This is a genomic window from Pseudescherichia vulneris NBRC 102420 (assembly GCF_000759795.1).
Lineage (GTDB): Bacteria > Pseudomonadota > Gammaproteobacteria > Enterobacterales > Enterobacteriaceae > Pseudescherichia > Pseudescherichia vulneris.
Window position 1 is genome coordinate 32588 of the sequence record NZ_BBMZ01000031.1, and the last position, 15424, is coordinate 48011.

General features: G+C 52.0%; 13 protein-coding genes, 1 tRNA gene and 1 pseudogene. 7 read left to right on the top strand and 8 right to left on the bottom strand.

Going from position 1 to position 15424, the window contains the following annotated elements; translation table 11 throughout:
- The first annotated feature begins 110 nt into the window (after positions 1-110).
- From EV102420_RS19080 to EV102420_RS19090, 4 genes and pseudogenes are all read left to right on the top strand, one after another.
- Complete coding sequence (locus EV102420_RS19080; protein ID WP_042395281.1) at positions 111-902, top strand: SDR family oxidoreductase; 792 nt, start codon at positions 111-113, stop codon at positions 900-902.
- 123 nt (positions 903-1025) lie between these two features.
- Positions 1026-1277 (top strand): YdgH/BhsA/McbA family protein, encoded by a 252-nt coding sequence (locus tag EV102420_RS19085; protein WP_042395284.1) that lies wholly within the window; start codon positions 1026-1028, stop codon positions 1275-1277.
- Positions 1278-1333: 56 nt separating this feature from the next.
- Positions 1334-1485, top strand: a pseudogene (locus EV102420_RS22930) (DNA-binding transcriptional regulator RamA); the annotation flags it as partial.
- A gap of 19 nt (positions 1486-1504) precedes the next feature.
- On the top strand, positions 1505-1840 hold the full coding sequence (locus EV102420_RS19090; protein ID WP_042395286.1) for a hypothetical protein: 336 nt from the start codon (positions 1505-1507) through the stop codon (positions 1838-1840).
- Positions 1841-1902: 62 nt separating this feature from the next.
- Here EV102420_RS19090 and EV102420_RS19095 read toward each other — a convergent pair whose 3' ends face one another.
- The 3 genes from EV102420_RS19095 to EV102420_RS19105 form a co-directional block, all read right to left on the bottom strand.
- On the bottom strand, positions 1903-2610 hold the full coding sequence (locus tag EV102420_RS19095; protein WP_042395288.1) for a PP2C family protein-serine/threonine phosphatase: 708 nt from the start codon (positions 2608-2610) through the stop codon (positions 1903-1905).
- 4 nt (positions 2611-2614) lie between these two features.
- Positions 2615-3931 (bottom strand): serine/threonine-protein kinase, encoded by a 1317-nt coding sequence (locus tag EV102420_RS21680; protein WP_072015316.1) that lies wholly within the window; start codon positions 3929-3931, stop codon positions 2615-2617.
- Positions 3932-4516: 585 nt separating this feature from the next.
- A tRNA-Thr gene (locus tag EV102420_RS19105) sits at positions 4517-4592 on the bottom strand.
- Positions 4593-4923: 331 nt separating this feature from the next.
- Between EV102420_RS19105 and EV102420_RS19110 the strand changes: the two genes are divergently transcribed.
- Positions 4924-7557 (top strand): bifunctional diguanylate cyclase/phosphodiesterase, encoded by a 2634-nt coding sequence (locus tag EV102420_RS19110; protein ID WP_042395292.1) that lies wholly within the window; start codon positions 4924-4926, stop codon positions 7555-7557.
- A 45-nt stretch (positions 7558-7602) separates the two neighbouring features.
- Here EV102420_RS19110 and proA read toward each other — a convergent pair whose 3' ends face one another.
- Both proA and proB read right to left on the bottom strand, forming a co-directional pair.
- Positions 7603-8856 (bottom strand): glutamate-5-semialdehyde dehydrogenase, encoded by a 1254-nt coding sequence (gene proA, locus EV102420_RS19115; protein ID WP_042395295.1) that lies wholly within the window; start codon positions 8854-8856, stop codon positions 7603-7605.
- An 11-nt stretch (positions 8857-8867) separates the two neighbouring features.
- On the bottom strand, positions 8868-9971 hold the full coding sequence (proB, locus tag EV102420_RS19120) for a glutamate 5-kinase (RefSeq protein WP_042395298.1): 1104 nt from the start codon (positions 9969-9971) through the stop codon (positions 8868-8870).
- 292 nt (positions 9972-10263) lie between these two features.
- Here proB and phoE point away from each other — a divergent pair, with 292 nt between their 5' ends.
- Entirely contained in the window at positions 10264-11328 is a 1065-nt protein-coding gene (gene phoE, locus EV102420_RS19125; RefSeq protein ID WP_042395301.1) for a phosphoporin PhoE, read from the top strand.
- A 65-nt stretch (positions 11329-11393) separates the two neighbouring features.
- Here the strand turns inward: phoE and crl are convergent, their stop codons facing one another.
- The 3 genes from crl to gpt all read right to left on the bottom strand — a co-directional run bounded on the left by crl (position 11394) and on the right by gpt (position 13661).
- A complete protein-coding gene (gene crl / locus EV102420_RS19130) occupies positions 11394-11795 on the bottom strand; it encodes a sigma factor-binding protein Crl (protein WP_042395303.1) in 402 nt (133 codons plus the stop codon).
- Positions 11796-11852: 57 nt separating this feature from the next.
- Positions 11853-13097 carry an esterase FrsA gene (gene frsA, locus EV102420_RS19135; protein ID WP_042395308.1) on the bottom strand — a complete coding sequence of 415 codons (1245 nt, stop codon included), beginning with the start codon at positions 13095-13097 and terminating at the stop codon, positions 11853-11855.
- 105 nt (positions 13098-13202) lie between these two features.
- Positions 13203-13661 carry a xanthine phosphoribosyltransferase gene (gene gpt / locus EV102420_RS19140; RefSeq protein WP_042395309.1) on the bottom strand — a complete coding sequence of 153 codons (459 nt, stop codon included), beginning with the start codon at positions 13659-13661 and terminating at the stop codon, positions 13203-13205.
- A gap of 255 nt (positions 13662-13916) precedes the next feature.
- Between gpt and pepD the strand changes: the two genes are divergently transcribed.
- Positions 13917-15374 carry a cytosol nonspecific dipeptidase gene (gene pepD / locus EV102420_RS19145; RefSeq protein WP_042395313.1) on the top strand — a complete coding sequence of 486 codons (1458 nt, stop codon included), beginning with the start codon at positions 13917-13919 and terminating at the stop codon, positions 15372-15374.
- Positions 15375-15424: the final 50 nt, after the last annotated feature.

The following is a 15424-nucleotide window of genomic DNA, read 5'->3' on the forward strand; positions in this document are numbered from 1 at the left end:
CTCATGAAGGGTGTTCATAGACACAATCATTTTAGCCCTATTACTGACAATAATGATAATTGATATTCTGACCCTATCGAAAATAAGTCTGAATTATCAGTAGGTTTATCATGAGAATACTCGTTGCAGGGGCGACAGGAAGTATTGGCCTTCATGTCGTCAATATCGCTATCAAAATGGGCCATCAGCCTGTAGCGCTGGTCAGAAATAAGCGCAAAGTGAAATCGCTTCCTCGGGGAACAGATGTTTTTTACGGCGATGTTTCATTGCCTGAAACACTCACCGATTTGCCGAAAGATATTGATGCCATCATCTTCACGCTCGGTTCCGATGGCCAGGGGCGTATTGGTGCCAGGGCGATAGATTACGGCGGAGTGCGCAATATTTTACGAATATTCAGGGATACACCTGTTCGTATCGGCCTGATGACCACGGTTGGCGTGACTGAACGACTCAGCACCTGGAATCAACGCACTGAGGTTCATGACTGGAAAAGACGTGCCGAGCGTCTGGTCAGGGCAAGTGGTCACTCCTATACCATCGTCAGGCCCGGCTGGTTTGATTACAACAATGATGATGAACACCGAATCGTTATGCTTCAGGGGGACCGTCGCCATACGGGAACACCAGATGATGGTGTGATATCCCGGGAGCAAATCGCCCAGGTTCTGGTCAGTGCCCTTACCCACGACGAGGCAAAAAATAAAACATTCGAGCTGGTGGCTGAACGAGGTGAAGCACAGCAAGATCTTACCCCACTCTTTGCAGATCTGCAGGCTGATGATCCACAAAAAAATGATGGGATTCTGGACATAGACAATATGCCTCTGCGTGAAGAACCTGACTGCATTATTAACGAGCTGAACCTGTATTCAAAAAAATTAACCAATCTACAACCCTGACAATTTTGTCATATAGCGGTCAGCCTCATGACAGCTTAGGTCTGTATATTTGAATACACAGATGGAGAAAGTTACTCCTGATACAAGTCCAGTTTCAAGCATATTGTTAAAGAGGTACTAGATATGAAAGCACTACTTATTACTACATTGGTCATGGGATTTATTTCAGTGAATGCCGCATCTGCCGCTCAGGAAATTAACCATGCAGTTGGGAAAGAAAAGATAGGTGTAGTCTCAGCCAGCAATGCCTATACGCTTGATGAATTATCGGATGTTCTTTCTCGTAAGGCTGATGAACAAGGGGCAACGTCATTCAAAATCCTGTCGACAACGGGGGAAAACAGGCTACATGGAGTTGCTGAAATCTATAAGTAAATCATAACTATTCCGAACAGGATGTGTCACAGTCCTCTTATAGTGAGCGTCGATCTATGTTCAGAACAAAAGACATCATCGATGAGATAACAAAATGGATTGATTCAAATTTAACAAACCGCTGAAGATAGAGGATGTTGCTGCGCGGGCAGGATACTCCAAGTGGCATCTTCAGCGGATTTTTGTGCAGGTAAAAAAAGTTAGCCTTAATTAACAAAGAATCTTAGATGAAACGAAAAATGCTTCTGGTATTAATAGCGGCCAGTTTACTGGCTGACTGCGGCGAGAAAACACCGAAATGCAGAAGTGATGACGCTAAAAATCTGGCCGTGGATATTGCCATAAAGACAATCGAGAAAGTAATGACACTGGATAAGGATGTCCAGATTTCAGTTGAAAATGTCAGAACAATTAGCCATGAATCAAGTCTTGATGTTTACCAATGTGCGGCTGATTTAACGTTTACAAAACCAAATCTGCAAAATTCTCTGCCAATCACTTACCGGATTCAGAAAACTGACGAGGGTAAACGCAAATTCTATATAAATGTATTAGGTATCTAATAGCATTGTAAATATGCCCCAAATTACAAATGGTAAAAGAGGCATCTAAGCAATTTAATTTATTACATGAACTCAAGTGCTATGGCAGTGTAATCATCCTTAACTTCTTTAGTCTGAATAAGGGATGATATATCATTCATCCATTGACTTACATTTAATGCCCTTTCGCTAAGCATAGCTAATTCTTTCTTGGTGCATATGTTATAAACTCCATCACTAACCAGAAGGAGTCGATCCTTTATAGCCACCTTAAATTTCGATTCATATAATTCATATTTCTTATCAGGAGAAATTACTGATAGCAAAATATTTTTACGGTGGTAATAAAGAGCTCTTTCGCGGGAAAGTACACCATCATCTATGAGTTTTTGCTTTTCACTTTGATCATATGTTTTAGTTACAATACCTCGACCTCTAAGATGATACAGCCGGCAATCACCAACATGACCAATAGTAACATCATCCTTGTTAATATATACTACAGTTAATGTTGTAGACATTTCTGGAAACTTTATATCCTTACTATGTTTAAGAACTGTATGATGTACACGGTCAAACAAATCAGCCATAGTTGTGAATAATTTTTCTGAGAAAATATGTTTAACCTCAGTAATTGCTGCCATTGACGCTTCAGCCCCACCTTTACGCCCCCCAACACCATCAGCAATGCAGATCACGTGATGGTCTCCATCTAAAGCCAAAGAGATGTAAGAATCTTGGTTTTCCTTTTTAGGGCCAGGAAAAGAAAAGGCTGAAGTGTTATAAATCATTTTTTCACCTAACTAGTTGCTGCAATTCAATTGGCAATACCGCTCTATTATAGTTGATCGATCTCTCCATATGGATAATTTTTCCTGAAAAATCAAAATTAGTAGTATTTATTTCTGTGACAAGCCTATTGTTTAACTCATCTGTCATATTAGACATCATTAGAGCAACCTTCCTTTCAACGTACCAGCGATTATGAGAAGTTCCTAATTCTAAAAGTGCCAGTATAATTTTTGCCTTTAAGCCAAGATCTACACTATTAAAAAAAACCTCTGCTTTACTAGCTAAAATATCGCAGTAATCAAAATCGAAAGATTCGGTAAACATAACATCAGAAAAATAATCACCTAAGGCAGTAAATAGCTCAGGAGCACTATTAAGATGAAAATTTATATGTTCGATTGTAATTGCCGACAATACCTTGTGGCGTTCACTATTTGAGTTGGCTCGTTCTAAAAAAATAAAAACAGAATCCCATTCTTGATCATCAAGGACTCGTCCAGAATTTAGCAATCCAACAATTCTTTCTTCAGCACGAGAACTAAACTCTATCGGAGATGACGTTAGTACTCTATAAAGTTCTTCCCTTAAAATTGCAATTGAGCCATATCTACGAATTGGTAACGTTTTTGTACATTTGCTAATTATTGCACCGATTGGTCCCGGGTATGTTATTTCTGAATATGGGACTCTGGAAGCTCGACCACTAAAAACATCATGTAATATAGCACCAAAAGAATAGATATCAGCTGCAAAGGTTGCCCTTCTGAAATCTCCCATTAGTTCAGGTGCAGCATATAACGCAGTGCCACCTGTAGCATTGGTCCCGGTTAAACTCGTTGAAGCACTATTAATAGCATTCATCAGCCCAAAATCTGATATAGCATAACTAACCGCATTATCTGAAGAAAATTTAAGCACATTAGCTGGTTTCAAATCTCTATGAGTGTAGCCAGCATTATGTAAACCCTCTAAACCATTCAATATATCAAAGAGAACTGTATTTAGATTTTCACCTAGTGTGGGATCTACATCAAGCTCATCTTCAAGAGAGCAATTGGCGAGAGGCATAGAAAAAAAAGGTGGATCAGATTCAAGAAATGAATCAATTATACTAACTACATTTGGGTTATTCATCGCACTCTGATAGTTAACCTCACGGACGAATCTTCTCTTTAGAGAAAGATCATCAACATGATCAAGAACTGCTTGAACAGGATCATAAATTTTCAAAGCAACAAAGCAATTATTAATATTATCAAAATATCTTCCTACTTTAGCGAAACCGCCGTGACCTAAATCATTATGATACGTGTATCTCATTTAAACTTTCCATATCGAAATAATATTTAAGAAACCATCCGCCACGCTTATTCTTTACAACTACATAACTCATCCGAAACAAACGTAAAAAATGGAGAATTATTATATATAAATCCCGTTGCTTTTTGCGCATACAAAAAGTTGCACTACAAAGGGAAGAGTAAACGTCACCTGTATGTACGAGTGTTTCAGCTTGCTTCATTGGCCCCCTTTCCTTTGGAGAACAGACATCTTGCATAAAATCAACTTCTAACTGAAGCAGAGCTTCGACTTAAATTCAAGGTTACAAATCTTCCTTGATTCACCGCACCTAAACGCAATACGGCCTTTGCAACTTCATTTTGACACTGTAAACAGTATAGTCCTCTACGTAAAGAGGTGGCATAGATCATTGGATCAGACGTAACACATTTATCTTTACCGCGATTGAACCTCACCCAGTCCTAGAATGAAAAGAACGTCTGTAAGGCTTGTATCTGTTTGAGAGTAGGCACATGGCACTCAGCTATGTAATGCTAAATAAGTACGCGGAAGGAAAAAAGTAGAATTATATGAAGATAGAAAAGTGTAACTTATTGATTTTTATGGTGCCGATAATAGGAGTCGAACCTACGACCTTCGCATTACGAATGCGCTGCTCTACCAACTGAGCTATATCGGCTTATCCGGGCGCGTCACGAGCGTGACTAAGGTATGCAAGGTTAAGAAAAAGCGTACGCCTCGTCAACTCCCCTCGCGTTTAGTTGTTGTTTTTTACAGCACAACCTCGCTAATTCAGCACAAAAAGCATGGTCATCAGCACATCCCTTCCCCTTTGAGTTGTGTCTGCCATCACACCAAGCAACATTTTTTTAACATTAGGTCGTCATGTCTTCTTTTTCTTTCAAAATCAGCTATCTTGATTTTTAACCGACCGCGATCAAGCCCCGCCAAAACAGGCCGATGATAAGATAGACCAGATACCAGATGGGCTGGATAGAGTGGATAAACTAATGCAAAAATTCGCAGTTACCGATGACCTGTCCAGCCCTGATCTGGAGCATAGAAGTACCACAACCTTTATCAAACGCGCTCTGCTGCTGATGGTCTCGCTCCTGACGGGGCTATTTGTTATCGCCATTGTCGCGTTGCTGATCATCGTGCGCAATATTAATCAGGATGCCGATAGACAGAGCGCGATGCTGCTAGAGAAAGCGATCCATAACCGGGTAGATACGCTTACCACGCACATCAAAGACTACGCCTGGTGGGGTGAGGCCTACAGCCATCTGCACCCTAACGTAGATACCGACTGGGCCTATACCCGCCAGAATATGGGCGCGACGCTCTGGCGTGATTTTACCTACGAAGGGGTGTTTGTGCTGGATGGTAGCGGCCAGACCCGGTATAGCGTCATCAATGGCCAACTGGTTACCCAATCGCTCAATGAATGGCTGGGAGAGAACCCGATCCCCAAACTACTTCAGGCGATCAATAAACCGGACGCGATGCCGGTAGCCAATACGGTAGTGATGCAGGCCGGACATCCGGCGCTGGTGGCAGCCGCACGCATCACTACCGGCGATGACTCACGGATCGTCTCCCTCCCCGGCCCGGCCTCTACCCTGGTGTTTGTCGACGTATTGGATGACAAAAAGCTGGTCGCGCTGGGTGAAGAGTATGGCATTACGCAGGCGCGCGTGCAGCGAAAGGATGCCCCAAAGCTGGCAGGACGGCGCGGGATAGCGACGCTGCCCATTGATGGCCATCAGATAACCTTCGAGTGGAAAAGTGAAGATCCGGGGCGGGAGCTCATGCGCTACATCCTGCCGCTGCTGATCCTGCTGGCGCTGTCTACCGGCGCTCTTAGCGTGGTTCTGAGTCGCAACGTGCTCAAAAAAGCGCGTATGTATGATGAAAACACCTTCCTGCTGGCCCAGAGTCGCCATGCCCTTACCGCCAGCGAGCGCCGCTTTCGCGACGTGGCTGAAGCCACCACGGACTGGATCTGGGAGACGGATACTGACCTGCATTTTACCTGGCTCTCCGATCGTTTTCCGGGCATTACCGGGCACAGTATCTCGGCCTGGCTGGGACGTCCCGTAACGGCATTTATGGAGGCGGATAACCAGCCGCTGGCGGAGTGGATCACGCTGCCCGGCCAGACAGGCCATCGTCGGCTGCTGCACTGCCGCTACCTGTCGGCGATGGGCCACCAGCGCTACTGCCATATCGCCATTAAACCCGTCGTTACGCCGGAAGGGATCGTTGGCTACCGGGGCACCGCGACGGATGTCACTCTCGAGGTAGAGGCACAGGCGCGGGTAGAGTATCTCTCCCGGCACGATGAGCTGACCGGGCTGCCAAACCGGGTCCGCATGCGCGAGTTCCTTGAGGGCAAGCTGCGGGCACTGCCTACGCCGGAGCATCCGCTAGCGATGATGAGCCTCGATCTGGATAAGTTTAAACCGGTTAATGACCTGTTTGGCCACGGCGTAGGCGATGCCGTTCTGCACGAGGTGTCAACAAGGCTGCGGAGCTGCGTACGTGATTACGACCTGGTGGCGCGCCAGGGTGGGGATGAATTTATCCTAATCATCTCTGACATCCAGGATCGCAGCGATATCGAGCTTCTCTGCAATCGGATCATCGGCGAGCTGGCACGCCCCTTTGTGATCGGCGGCAATGAGATATTTATCGGTGCCAGCATCGGTATTGCTATGGCTCCGCAAGATGCGGTAGACGCGGGAGAGCTGCTGCGCTTCTCAGATATCGCGCTCTATAAGGCCAAAAACGCCGGGCGCAACAGATGGATGTTTTACACCCCAGAGATGGCCGAGCAGGTGGTCCAGCGGCGCGAAATGGAAAATAGCCTGCGCGACGCCCTTAAAAAGCAGCAGTTCCGCCTGGTTTATCAGCCGCGCTACGGGCACAACTCCTCGCGTATTATCGCCGTAGAGGCGCTGATCCGCTGGGATCATCCGGAACTCGGCCTGCTGATGCCGGATCAGTTTATCTCCCTGGCAGAGGAGACCGGTCTGATTATCCCCCTCAGCGACTGGGTACTGAAAACGGCCTGTCACGACGCGCAGCAATCCCTGCACGGCCTCTCCGTCTCGGTGAATATCTCTGCCGTGGAGTTCCAGTCATGGGGTCTGATCGATCGCGTCAGGGATGCACTCCAGGCATCGCAGCTCGACCCGGCCAGGCTGGAGATCGAAATTACCGAAAACGCCACGCTGTGGAACCCTGAAAATAGCCTTGAGCTGATGCTGGCGCTGAAAAAGCTGGGGGTGAAGCTGCTGATGGATGACTTTGGTACAGGCTACTCGTCCCTAAGCTATCTGCGCAACTTCCCCTTTGATGGTATTAAGCTCGATAAATCCTTTATCTCCGATATGCCAGAGAGCGACAGCGCCAATACCATCGTTAAAAATATTATCGGCCTGGGTAAAGCCTTCTCGCTCAGCATTACGGCAGAGGGGGTTGAAACCGAGGGGCAGCTTCAGAAGCTGATGATGATGGAGTGCGATGAAACCCAGGGCTACCTGATCGGCAAGCCGCTCAGCCTGACGGCGCTCCGGGAGCAGATGGCCGCGCTGGACGCGGCTGCGCAGGAGCGAACAGGCCAGCAGAGCCAGGGATAGCGCGGGCGACGGCGTGCGTCGCCCGCAGACAATCAGGCACGACAATCAAGCACGAATAGTATCGTCGCCGAAGCCAACCCACTTGTAGGTGGTCAGCGCTTCAAGGCCCATCGGGCCGCGAGCGTGCAGTTTTTGCGTACTGACGGCCACTTCTGCGCCCAGTCCAAACTGCCCGCCGTCGGTGAAGCGCGTGGAAGCGTTCACGTAGACCGCAGAGGAATCCACCTCGTTCACAAAGCGGTTAGCATTGCTCAGGGTACGGGTGAGGATCGCATCTGAGTGCTGGGTGCCGTGCTCGCGAATATGCTCGATCGCCTCATCGAGCGAGGCCACTAGCTTAACGTTGAGATCGAGAGATAAAAACTCATCGTCATACTGCTCCGGCTTCACCGCTTCAACATGCGCCGGGCCAGACTGCAACGTCTTCAGTGCCGCCGCGTCGGCGTGCAGCGTTACGCCGCTCTGCGCCATCTGGGTGCTCAGCGCAGGCAGGAAACGCTCGGCAATCTGCTGGTTCACCAGCAGCGTCTCTACGGTGTTGCAGGTGCTCGGGCGCTGGGTCTTGGCGTTGACGATAATCTTCAGCGCGGGCTCGATCTCGGCGGTGTCATCCACGTAGATATGGCATACGCCGATCCCGCCAGTGATCACCGGAATAGTCGACTGTTCGCGGCACAGCTTATGCAGCCCTGCCCCACCGCGTGGGATCAGCATGTCGATGTACTTATCCATGCGCAGCATCTCGTTTACCAGCGCACGATCCGGGCTCTCAATCGCCTGGACCGCGCCTGCTGGCAGACCGCACTCCTCCAGTGCCTGCTGGATCACCTTCACGGTGGCGGCGTTAGTGCGCCAGGTCTCTTTGCCGCCGCGCAGGATCGCCGCGTTGCCGGTCTTCAGGCAGAGGGAAGCCACGTCAACGGTGACGTTGGGCCGCGCCTCGTAGATCACACCGATCACGCCGAGGGGCACCCGGCGGCGTTCGATACGCAGGCCGCTGTCGAGCAGCCCACCGTCAATGATCTGGCCGACCGGATCCGCCAGCTTGCAGACCTGGCGTACGTCGTCGGCGATGCTCTTCAGGCGTTGCGGGTTGAGCGCCAGACGGTCAAGCATCGCTTCGCTCAGGCCGTTGCGCCGGGCTTCGAGCACGTCCTGATCGTTAGCCTGAATAATGTCGTGCGCCTGGGCCTCCAGGTAGTCGGCGATCTTCTCCAGAACGCGGTTTTTTTCTCGGCTGGAGAGCTGCGCCAGCTTATACGAGGCTGCTTTCGCAGCGATGCCCATCTGTTCAAGCATACGTCTGCTCCTTAACGGGTGATCATGTCGTCGCGATGGACGGCAACCGGGCCATACTCGTAGCCGAGAATGGCGTCGATCTGTTGTGAGTGCTGGCCAGCGATGCGTCGCAGCGCGTCGCTGTTGTAGCGGGAGACGCCGTGGGCGATGTCCCGTCCTTCCAGATTACGGATACGGATCACTTCACCACGGGAGAAGTTGCCTGTCACGCTTTTGATCCCTTTTGGCAGCAGCGAACTGCCTTTTTCGAGGATCGCCATCGTTGCCCCTTCGTCTACGGTCAGCTCGCCCGCTGGCGGTGCGCCGAAGATCCAGCGCTTGCGGCTCTCCAGCGGCGAGGTCTGGGCATGGAAGCGCGTTCCCACCGGCACGCCGTTCAGCGCGTCGCCGATAACCCCCGGCCTGCTGCCCGCAGCGATAATGGTCTCGATGCCCGCGCGGCAGGCGACGTCAGCGGCCTGTAGTTTAGTGCCCATGCCGCCAGTACCGAGGCCGGAGACGCTGTCCCCTGCGATGGCTCGTAGCGCATCGTCAATGCCGTGGACATCGGCGATCAGCTCGGCATCCGGATTATTGCGCGGATCGGCGGTGTAGAGGCCCTGCTGATCGGTGAGCAGCAGCAGCTTATCCGCCCCACCCAGAATGGCGGCCAGCGCAGAGAGATTGTCGTTATCGCCGACTTTGATCTCGGCGGTAGCGACAGCGTCGTTCTCGTTGATCACCGGCACAATGCTGTTATCCAGCAGCGCGCGCAGAGTATCGCGGGCGTTGAGGAAGCGCTCCCGGTCCTCCATATCGGCACGCGTCAGCAGCATCTGTCCTACGTGGATCCCGTAGATGGAGAAGAGCTGCTCCCAGAGCTGGATCAGACGGCTCTGCCCGACCGCCGCCAGCAGCTGCTTGGAGGCGATGGTGGCGGGCAGCTCCGGGTAGCCCAAATGCTCGCGCCCGGCGGCAATCGCCCCGGAGGTGACGATAACAATGCGATGCCCTGCGGCATGCAGCTGCGCGCACTGGCGTACCAGCTCTACGATATGGGCGCGGTTGAGGCGGCGCGATCCGCCCGTTAACACGCTGGTGCCGAGTTTTACCACCAGCGTCTGGGTGTCACTCATGATTCTCTGCCGTTTTACGAATAAGGAAATGTGATGTCAGTCTGACGTTGTAACAGGAGTGAGGCCGCTTGCCAATAACCTCGGTCAAAAGGGTGAATGATTGCTGCGTGGATCGGCAAGCCTAACGGCAGATTTTTACATTTTTATTGCAGAAATAAATAAACATCGATTTTTAAAATTATTCCTGGATTGTCATAAATCTTTCATTTCCGAACGTTAAAACCCTCTCTGTTTTCAGCAGGTATAAGCCTGGCGAATATTAGAGCGTCTTTTGTTTAAATCGGGAATCAAAATGAAAAAGAGTACTCTGGCATTAGTGGTAATGGGTCTGGCTGCTTCCGCATCTGTACAGTCCGCAGAAGTCTTTAATAAAAATGGCAACAAGCTGGACGTTTACGGCAAAGTGAAAGCCATGCACTACTTCAGCGATGACAACAGCAACGACGGCGATAAAACATACGTTCGTTTCGGCTTTAAAGGCGAAACACAAATTAACGATCAAATTACAGGCTTCGGTCGCTGGGAAGCGGAGTTTGCCGGTAACAACGACGAAAGCACCTCCGGACAGAAAACCCGTCTGGCCTTTGCCGGTGTGAAAATCAAAGATTTCGGTTCACTGGACTACGGTCGTAACCTGGGCGTGCTGTATGACGTGGCCGCCTACACCGATATGTTCCCTGAGTTCGGCGGTGACGGCCTGGCCCGTACCGACAACTTTATGACCAAACGTACCAGCGGCGTGGCGACCTACCGCAACACCGACTTCTTCGGCGTGGTAGACGGTCTGGATCTGACCCTGCAGTATCAGGGTAAAAACGAAAACGGCCGCAGCAGCGTCGTGAAACAGAACGGTGACGGCTTCGGTACCTCTCTGGCCTATGACTTCGGCGGCAGCGACTTCTCGGTTGTGGGCGCATACGCTAACTCTGACCGCACCGATGCGCAGAACCGGATGGCTCTGGGTCGTGGCGCGAATGCGGAAGCCTGGGCTGCTGGCGCGAAATATGACGCCAACAACGTCTACGCGGCGGCCTTCTACGGTGTCTCTTACAACATGACCCCGATCTCCTCCTCTGCTGGCTTTGCCAACAAGGCGGATAACTTCGAAGCCGTGCTCCAGTACCAGTTCGACTTTGGTCTGCGTCCGTCCGTGGGCTACGTCCTGACCAAAGGCAAAGATATCGAAGGCTTTGGTGACGAAGATCTGGTCAACTATATCGACGTGGGCGCAACCTACTACTTCAACAAAAACATGTCGGCCTTCGTTGATTATAAAATCAACCAGATTGACGACGATAACCGCCTGGTTACCACCAACGACGATATCGTTGCCCTGGGCGTGACCTACCAGTTCTAATTCTGAATAAGAAAAAGGCCCTTCATGTTGGTGAAGGGCCTTTTTTATTTATGGCATCTGATTAATCAGGCGCTGAGTTTAACCGGCTCATTTTTAAAGTCGTCGGCAGGCTCCAGCTTTAATTCCAGCGATGCCAGCAGCTCGCGGGCACGCTCGTGGAAAGTGCGCAGCGTATGCTCAAGACGATCGGTCACTTCCGTATCTTTAATAGCAACCGGCTCCCAGTGACCCTCTTTATTAAACAGGCCAAACTGGTAGGTATAGGTGAAGCGTTTTTCCTGGGCTTCCATTATCATCCACCAGCCCCAAAATTCACGCTTCTCAGGGGCCGGTTTCACGTTGACGCATACGGCAAGGCAGTCAAAAAAGAAACGGTTCCCTTCGCACTGCTCCTCGCGGATGTAAGGGCCAAGCGCCATAAACTTCTTGATCAGTCTGCTTTTCGGGTGTCCACTCGGTAACGTCATTGCGATCTCCTTTTGTGATGCAACTGTTTTACCAAATCAATGGAATTAAGTAACGCATTAACGCAATCTATGCTTCACCCAAGCAGTAATTTCCTGCAGTGACTTATCAAAATTGCGGTAAACCGGCTTAAACGGGATCTCCAGCAGCTTGCCGTCGGCAGAGGAAGAGGCAATAAGCCGGGACTCCTCTTCCGGGCTGAAGGGATCGTTTTTCCAGAAACCGGAGAGCATTGGCGTAGGACAGCGGCGTCCCAGTAGACCCTGCGTTTTTAACGAGTAGCGGTTCAGCTCTACGCGCAGCGCCTCGTCTGAGGCATCATGCATCCCGAGACAGCTGGCCAGCACGTCGAGGTACATCTCCGGCACCCCGCTAAGACGCTGAGAGTCGGTGAGCAGCGAGTGCACCACCGGCCCGAGGCAGGCCACCGCTTTCAGGCGCGGTGACTCCAGGTAGGCCAACCGGACGGCAACGTTCGCCCCAAAGCGGAAGCCAAAGGCGGCGACGCGGGTGTGATCGATCCACGGAATGTCCGGCAGCGCTTTCAGCACATGCTGATGCAGCATGCTGGAGTCCTGGGTCAGCTTCCACTTTGAGGAGAAGCCGACCGACGGCATATCGAGCGTCAGCATCGCAATGCCGTTCGGCGCGAAGTAGCGCTCGAACAGGGTGTAGTAGTCGCTCTGGAGGCTATCAAGGCCGCCGCACACCAGTACCGTGGGGAACGGGCCGTCGCCTTTTGGCATATGGAGAAAGCCCACCAGCGGCGAGCCGCCGGGAATAGCAAACTCTAGCTCGCGCAGCGTGCCGGGCAGACGACGCGCAGCCTCTTCATAGGCGCGGTTGGCCAGGGCCTGAGCCTGCTCGGCGAGGTCATCGCCTTTCAGATGCGGGTAAGCCGCAATACTGTAGAGATTAGAGGCGTGAAGCCACTGGCGGCCGCTGAGGGCATCGTCCTCGGTCTGAGTGGCCTTCTGCTGCCACTTCATCGCCTGGGTCGCCCACTCGTAGATCCAGTTGCCGCCGCGATAGCCTACCACCGTGTCATAGAGATCGCTGTCGGTACGCTCGGCCTGGCTCATGACGATCCGCGCCTGCACGTCGAGAATTTCACGCGGATCGACCCCGCGCCAAACCCACAGCAGACGGTTGATCAGCCGATACCAGTGCGGAACGTTGGTCCCGTCCAGTGCGGAGGCCATAGCAGGAGGGTTACCCCGCTGAAAACGGCGCACCAGCGTCGAGGTTTCGGGATGTTTGAATCGGGGTTTAAACAGGGTTTCGCTGAGGTTAGCCTGGGTCATTGCGCGCAGCCTCCATGATTACGTCACTTCACCTATTGTAACCTGCCGGGCGCTAAATAACAGAACGCCCGGCATAACCGGGCGTAAAGTTAGGAAAAAAGCAGCTTAGCGGCCAGAGATAGGCGGTACGAAGACCACGCCCATGTCCCACGGCTGCTCAATCCAGGTATCCTGCGGGATATCAATCACGTAATCATTCACCAGCGGGCGACCGGCCGGCTTGGCGAAAATAGTAACGAAGTGGGCTTTCGGGTACATCTCACGGATAGCCACGGCGGTACCACCGGTATCCACCAGATCGTCAATCACGATAAAGCCTTCACCGTCGCCTTCAGCACGCTTCAGCACTTTCAGCTCGCGCTGGTTGTCGTGGTCGTAGCTGGAGATGCAAACGGTATCAACATGGCGAATACCCAGCTCACGGGCCAGCAGGGCAGCCGGAACTAAACCACCACGGCTAACGGCAATGATGCCTTTCCACTGTTCTGACGGCATCAGGCGCGCGGCCAGCTTGCGGGCGTGAATTTGCAACATGTCCCAGGTGACGACGTATTTTTCGCTCATGTGAAGTGTCCCAGCCTATTGTAAAACGGCTTAAATGTGTTCAGGGGAAAATGGGTTGCGCGAGATTATAGAGATCTGACGCACTAAAAACCAGTGTTACGCGGCCCGCCCTGCGCTTTTTACACGTGTCACACTCAGACAGGCAATAAAGTGGTATTCTGAATTTCTCTCACCCGCAACGCGCGTGATGCTCTGTAATCACTAATCCTATGCCCTGCCCCTCTGTTTTGCAGGCCATTGACATGGAGAATCATTATGTCTGAACTGTCTCAACTATCCCCCCAGCCGCTGTGGGATATTTTTGCCAAGATCTGCTCTATTCCGCACCCCTCTTATCATGAAGAACAGCTTGCTGAACACGTTATGGGCTGGGCGAAAGAGAAAGGCTTTCACGCCGAGCGCGACCAGGTCGGCAACATCCTGATCCGCAAGCCTGCTACCGCTGGCATGGAAAACCGCAAGCCGGTCGTATTACAGGCGCACCTGGACATGGTGCCGCAGAAAAACCACGACACCGTACACGACTTTACCGTCGACCCGATTCAGCCTTACGTTGATGGCGAGTGGGTAAAAGCCCGCGGCACGACCCTGGGCGCGGATAACGGTATCGGCATGGCCTCTGCGCTGGCGGTGCTGGCAGACGATGCTGTGGCTCACGGCCCGCTGGAAGTGCTGCTGACCATGACCGAAGAAGCCGGTATGGACGGCGCGTTTGGTCTCCAGGCAGGCTGGTTACAGGCTGATATCCTGATCAACACCGACTCTGAAGAAGAGGGTGAGATCTACATGGGCTGCGCCGGGGGCATCGACTTTATCTCTACCCTCGCCCTCTCCCGCGAAGCGGTTCCGGCTGGCTTTGAGACCTTCCGCCTGACGCTGAAGGGCCTGAAAGGCGGCCACTCCGGCGGCGATATTCACCTCGGTCTTGGCAACGCCAACAAGCTGCTGGCACGCTTCCTCGCCGGTCACGCTGCCGAGCTGGATCTGCGCCTGCTGGACTTCAACGGCGGCACGCTGCGTAACGCCATTCCGCGTGAAGCCTTCGCCACCGTTGCCGTTGCCGCAGATAAAGCTGAACAGCTGAAGGCGCTGGCGGAAGCGTACCAGGCTATCCTGACCAACGAACTGGCGATCAAAGAGAAGAACCTGACCGTGCAGCTGGAGAGCGTGGCCTCTGATAAAGCTGCGCTGACCACTGCTTCCCGCGACGCGTTTGTTCAGCTGCTGAACGCCACGCCGAACGGCGTGATCCGTAACTCTGACGTGGCGAAAGGCGTGGTGGAAACCTCCCTGAACGTGGGCGTGGTGACCATGCAGGACGAGAGCGCAGAGATCATCTGCCTGATCCGCTCCCTGATCGATAGCGGTAAAGAGTACGTGGTCAGCATGCTGGAGTCGTTAGGCAAGCTGGCAGGCGCGCAGACCTCGGCGAAAGGCAGCTACCCAGGCTGGCAGCCGGATGCAAAATCGCCGGTGATGCAGCTGGTGCGTGAAACCTATCAGCGCCTGTTCGACAAAACGCCGAACATCCAGGTGATCCACGCCGGTCTTGAGTGCGGCCTGTTCAAAAAGCCGTACCCGGATATGGATATGGTCTCCATCGGGCCAACCATCACCGGTCCGCACTCCCCGGATGAGCAGGTACACATCGAGAGCGTGGGCCAGTACTGGACCCTGCTGACCGAACTGCTGAAGTCGATCCCGGCGAAGTAAAGAGCAAACGCCGGGTGGCGCTACGCTTACCCGGCCTACGGTTCGACAAT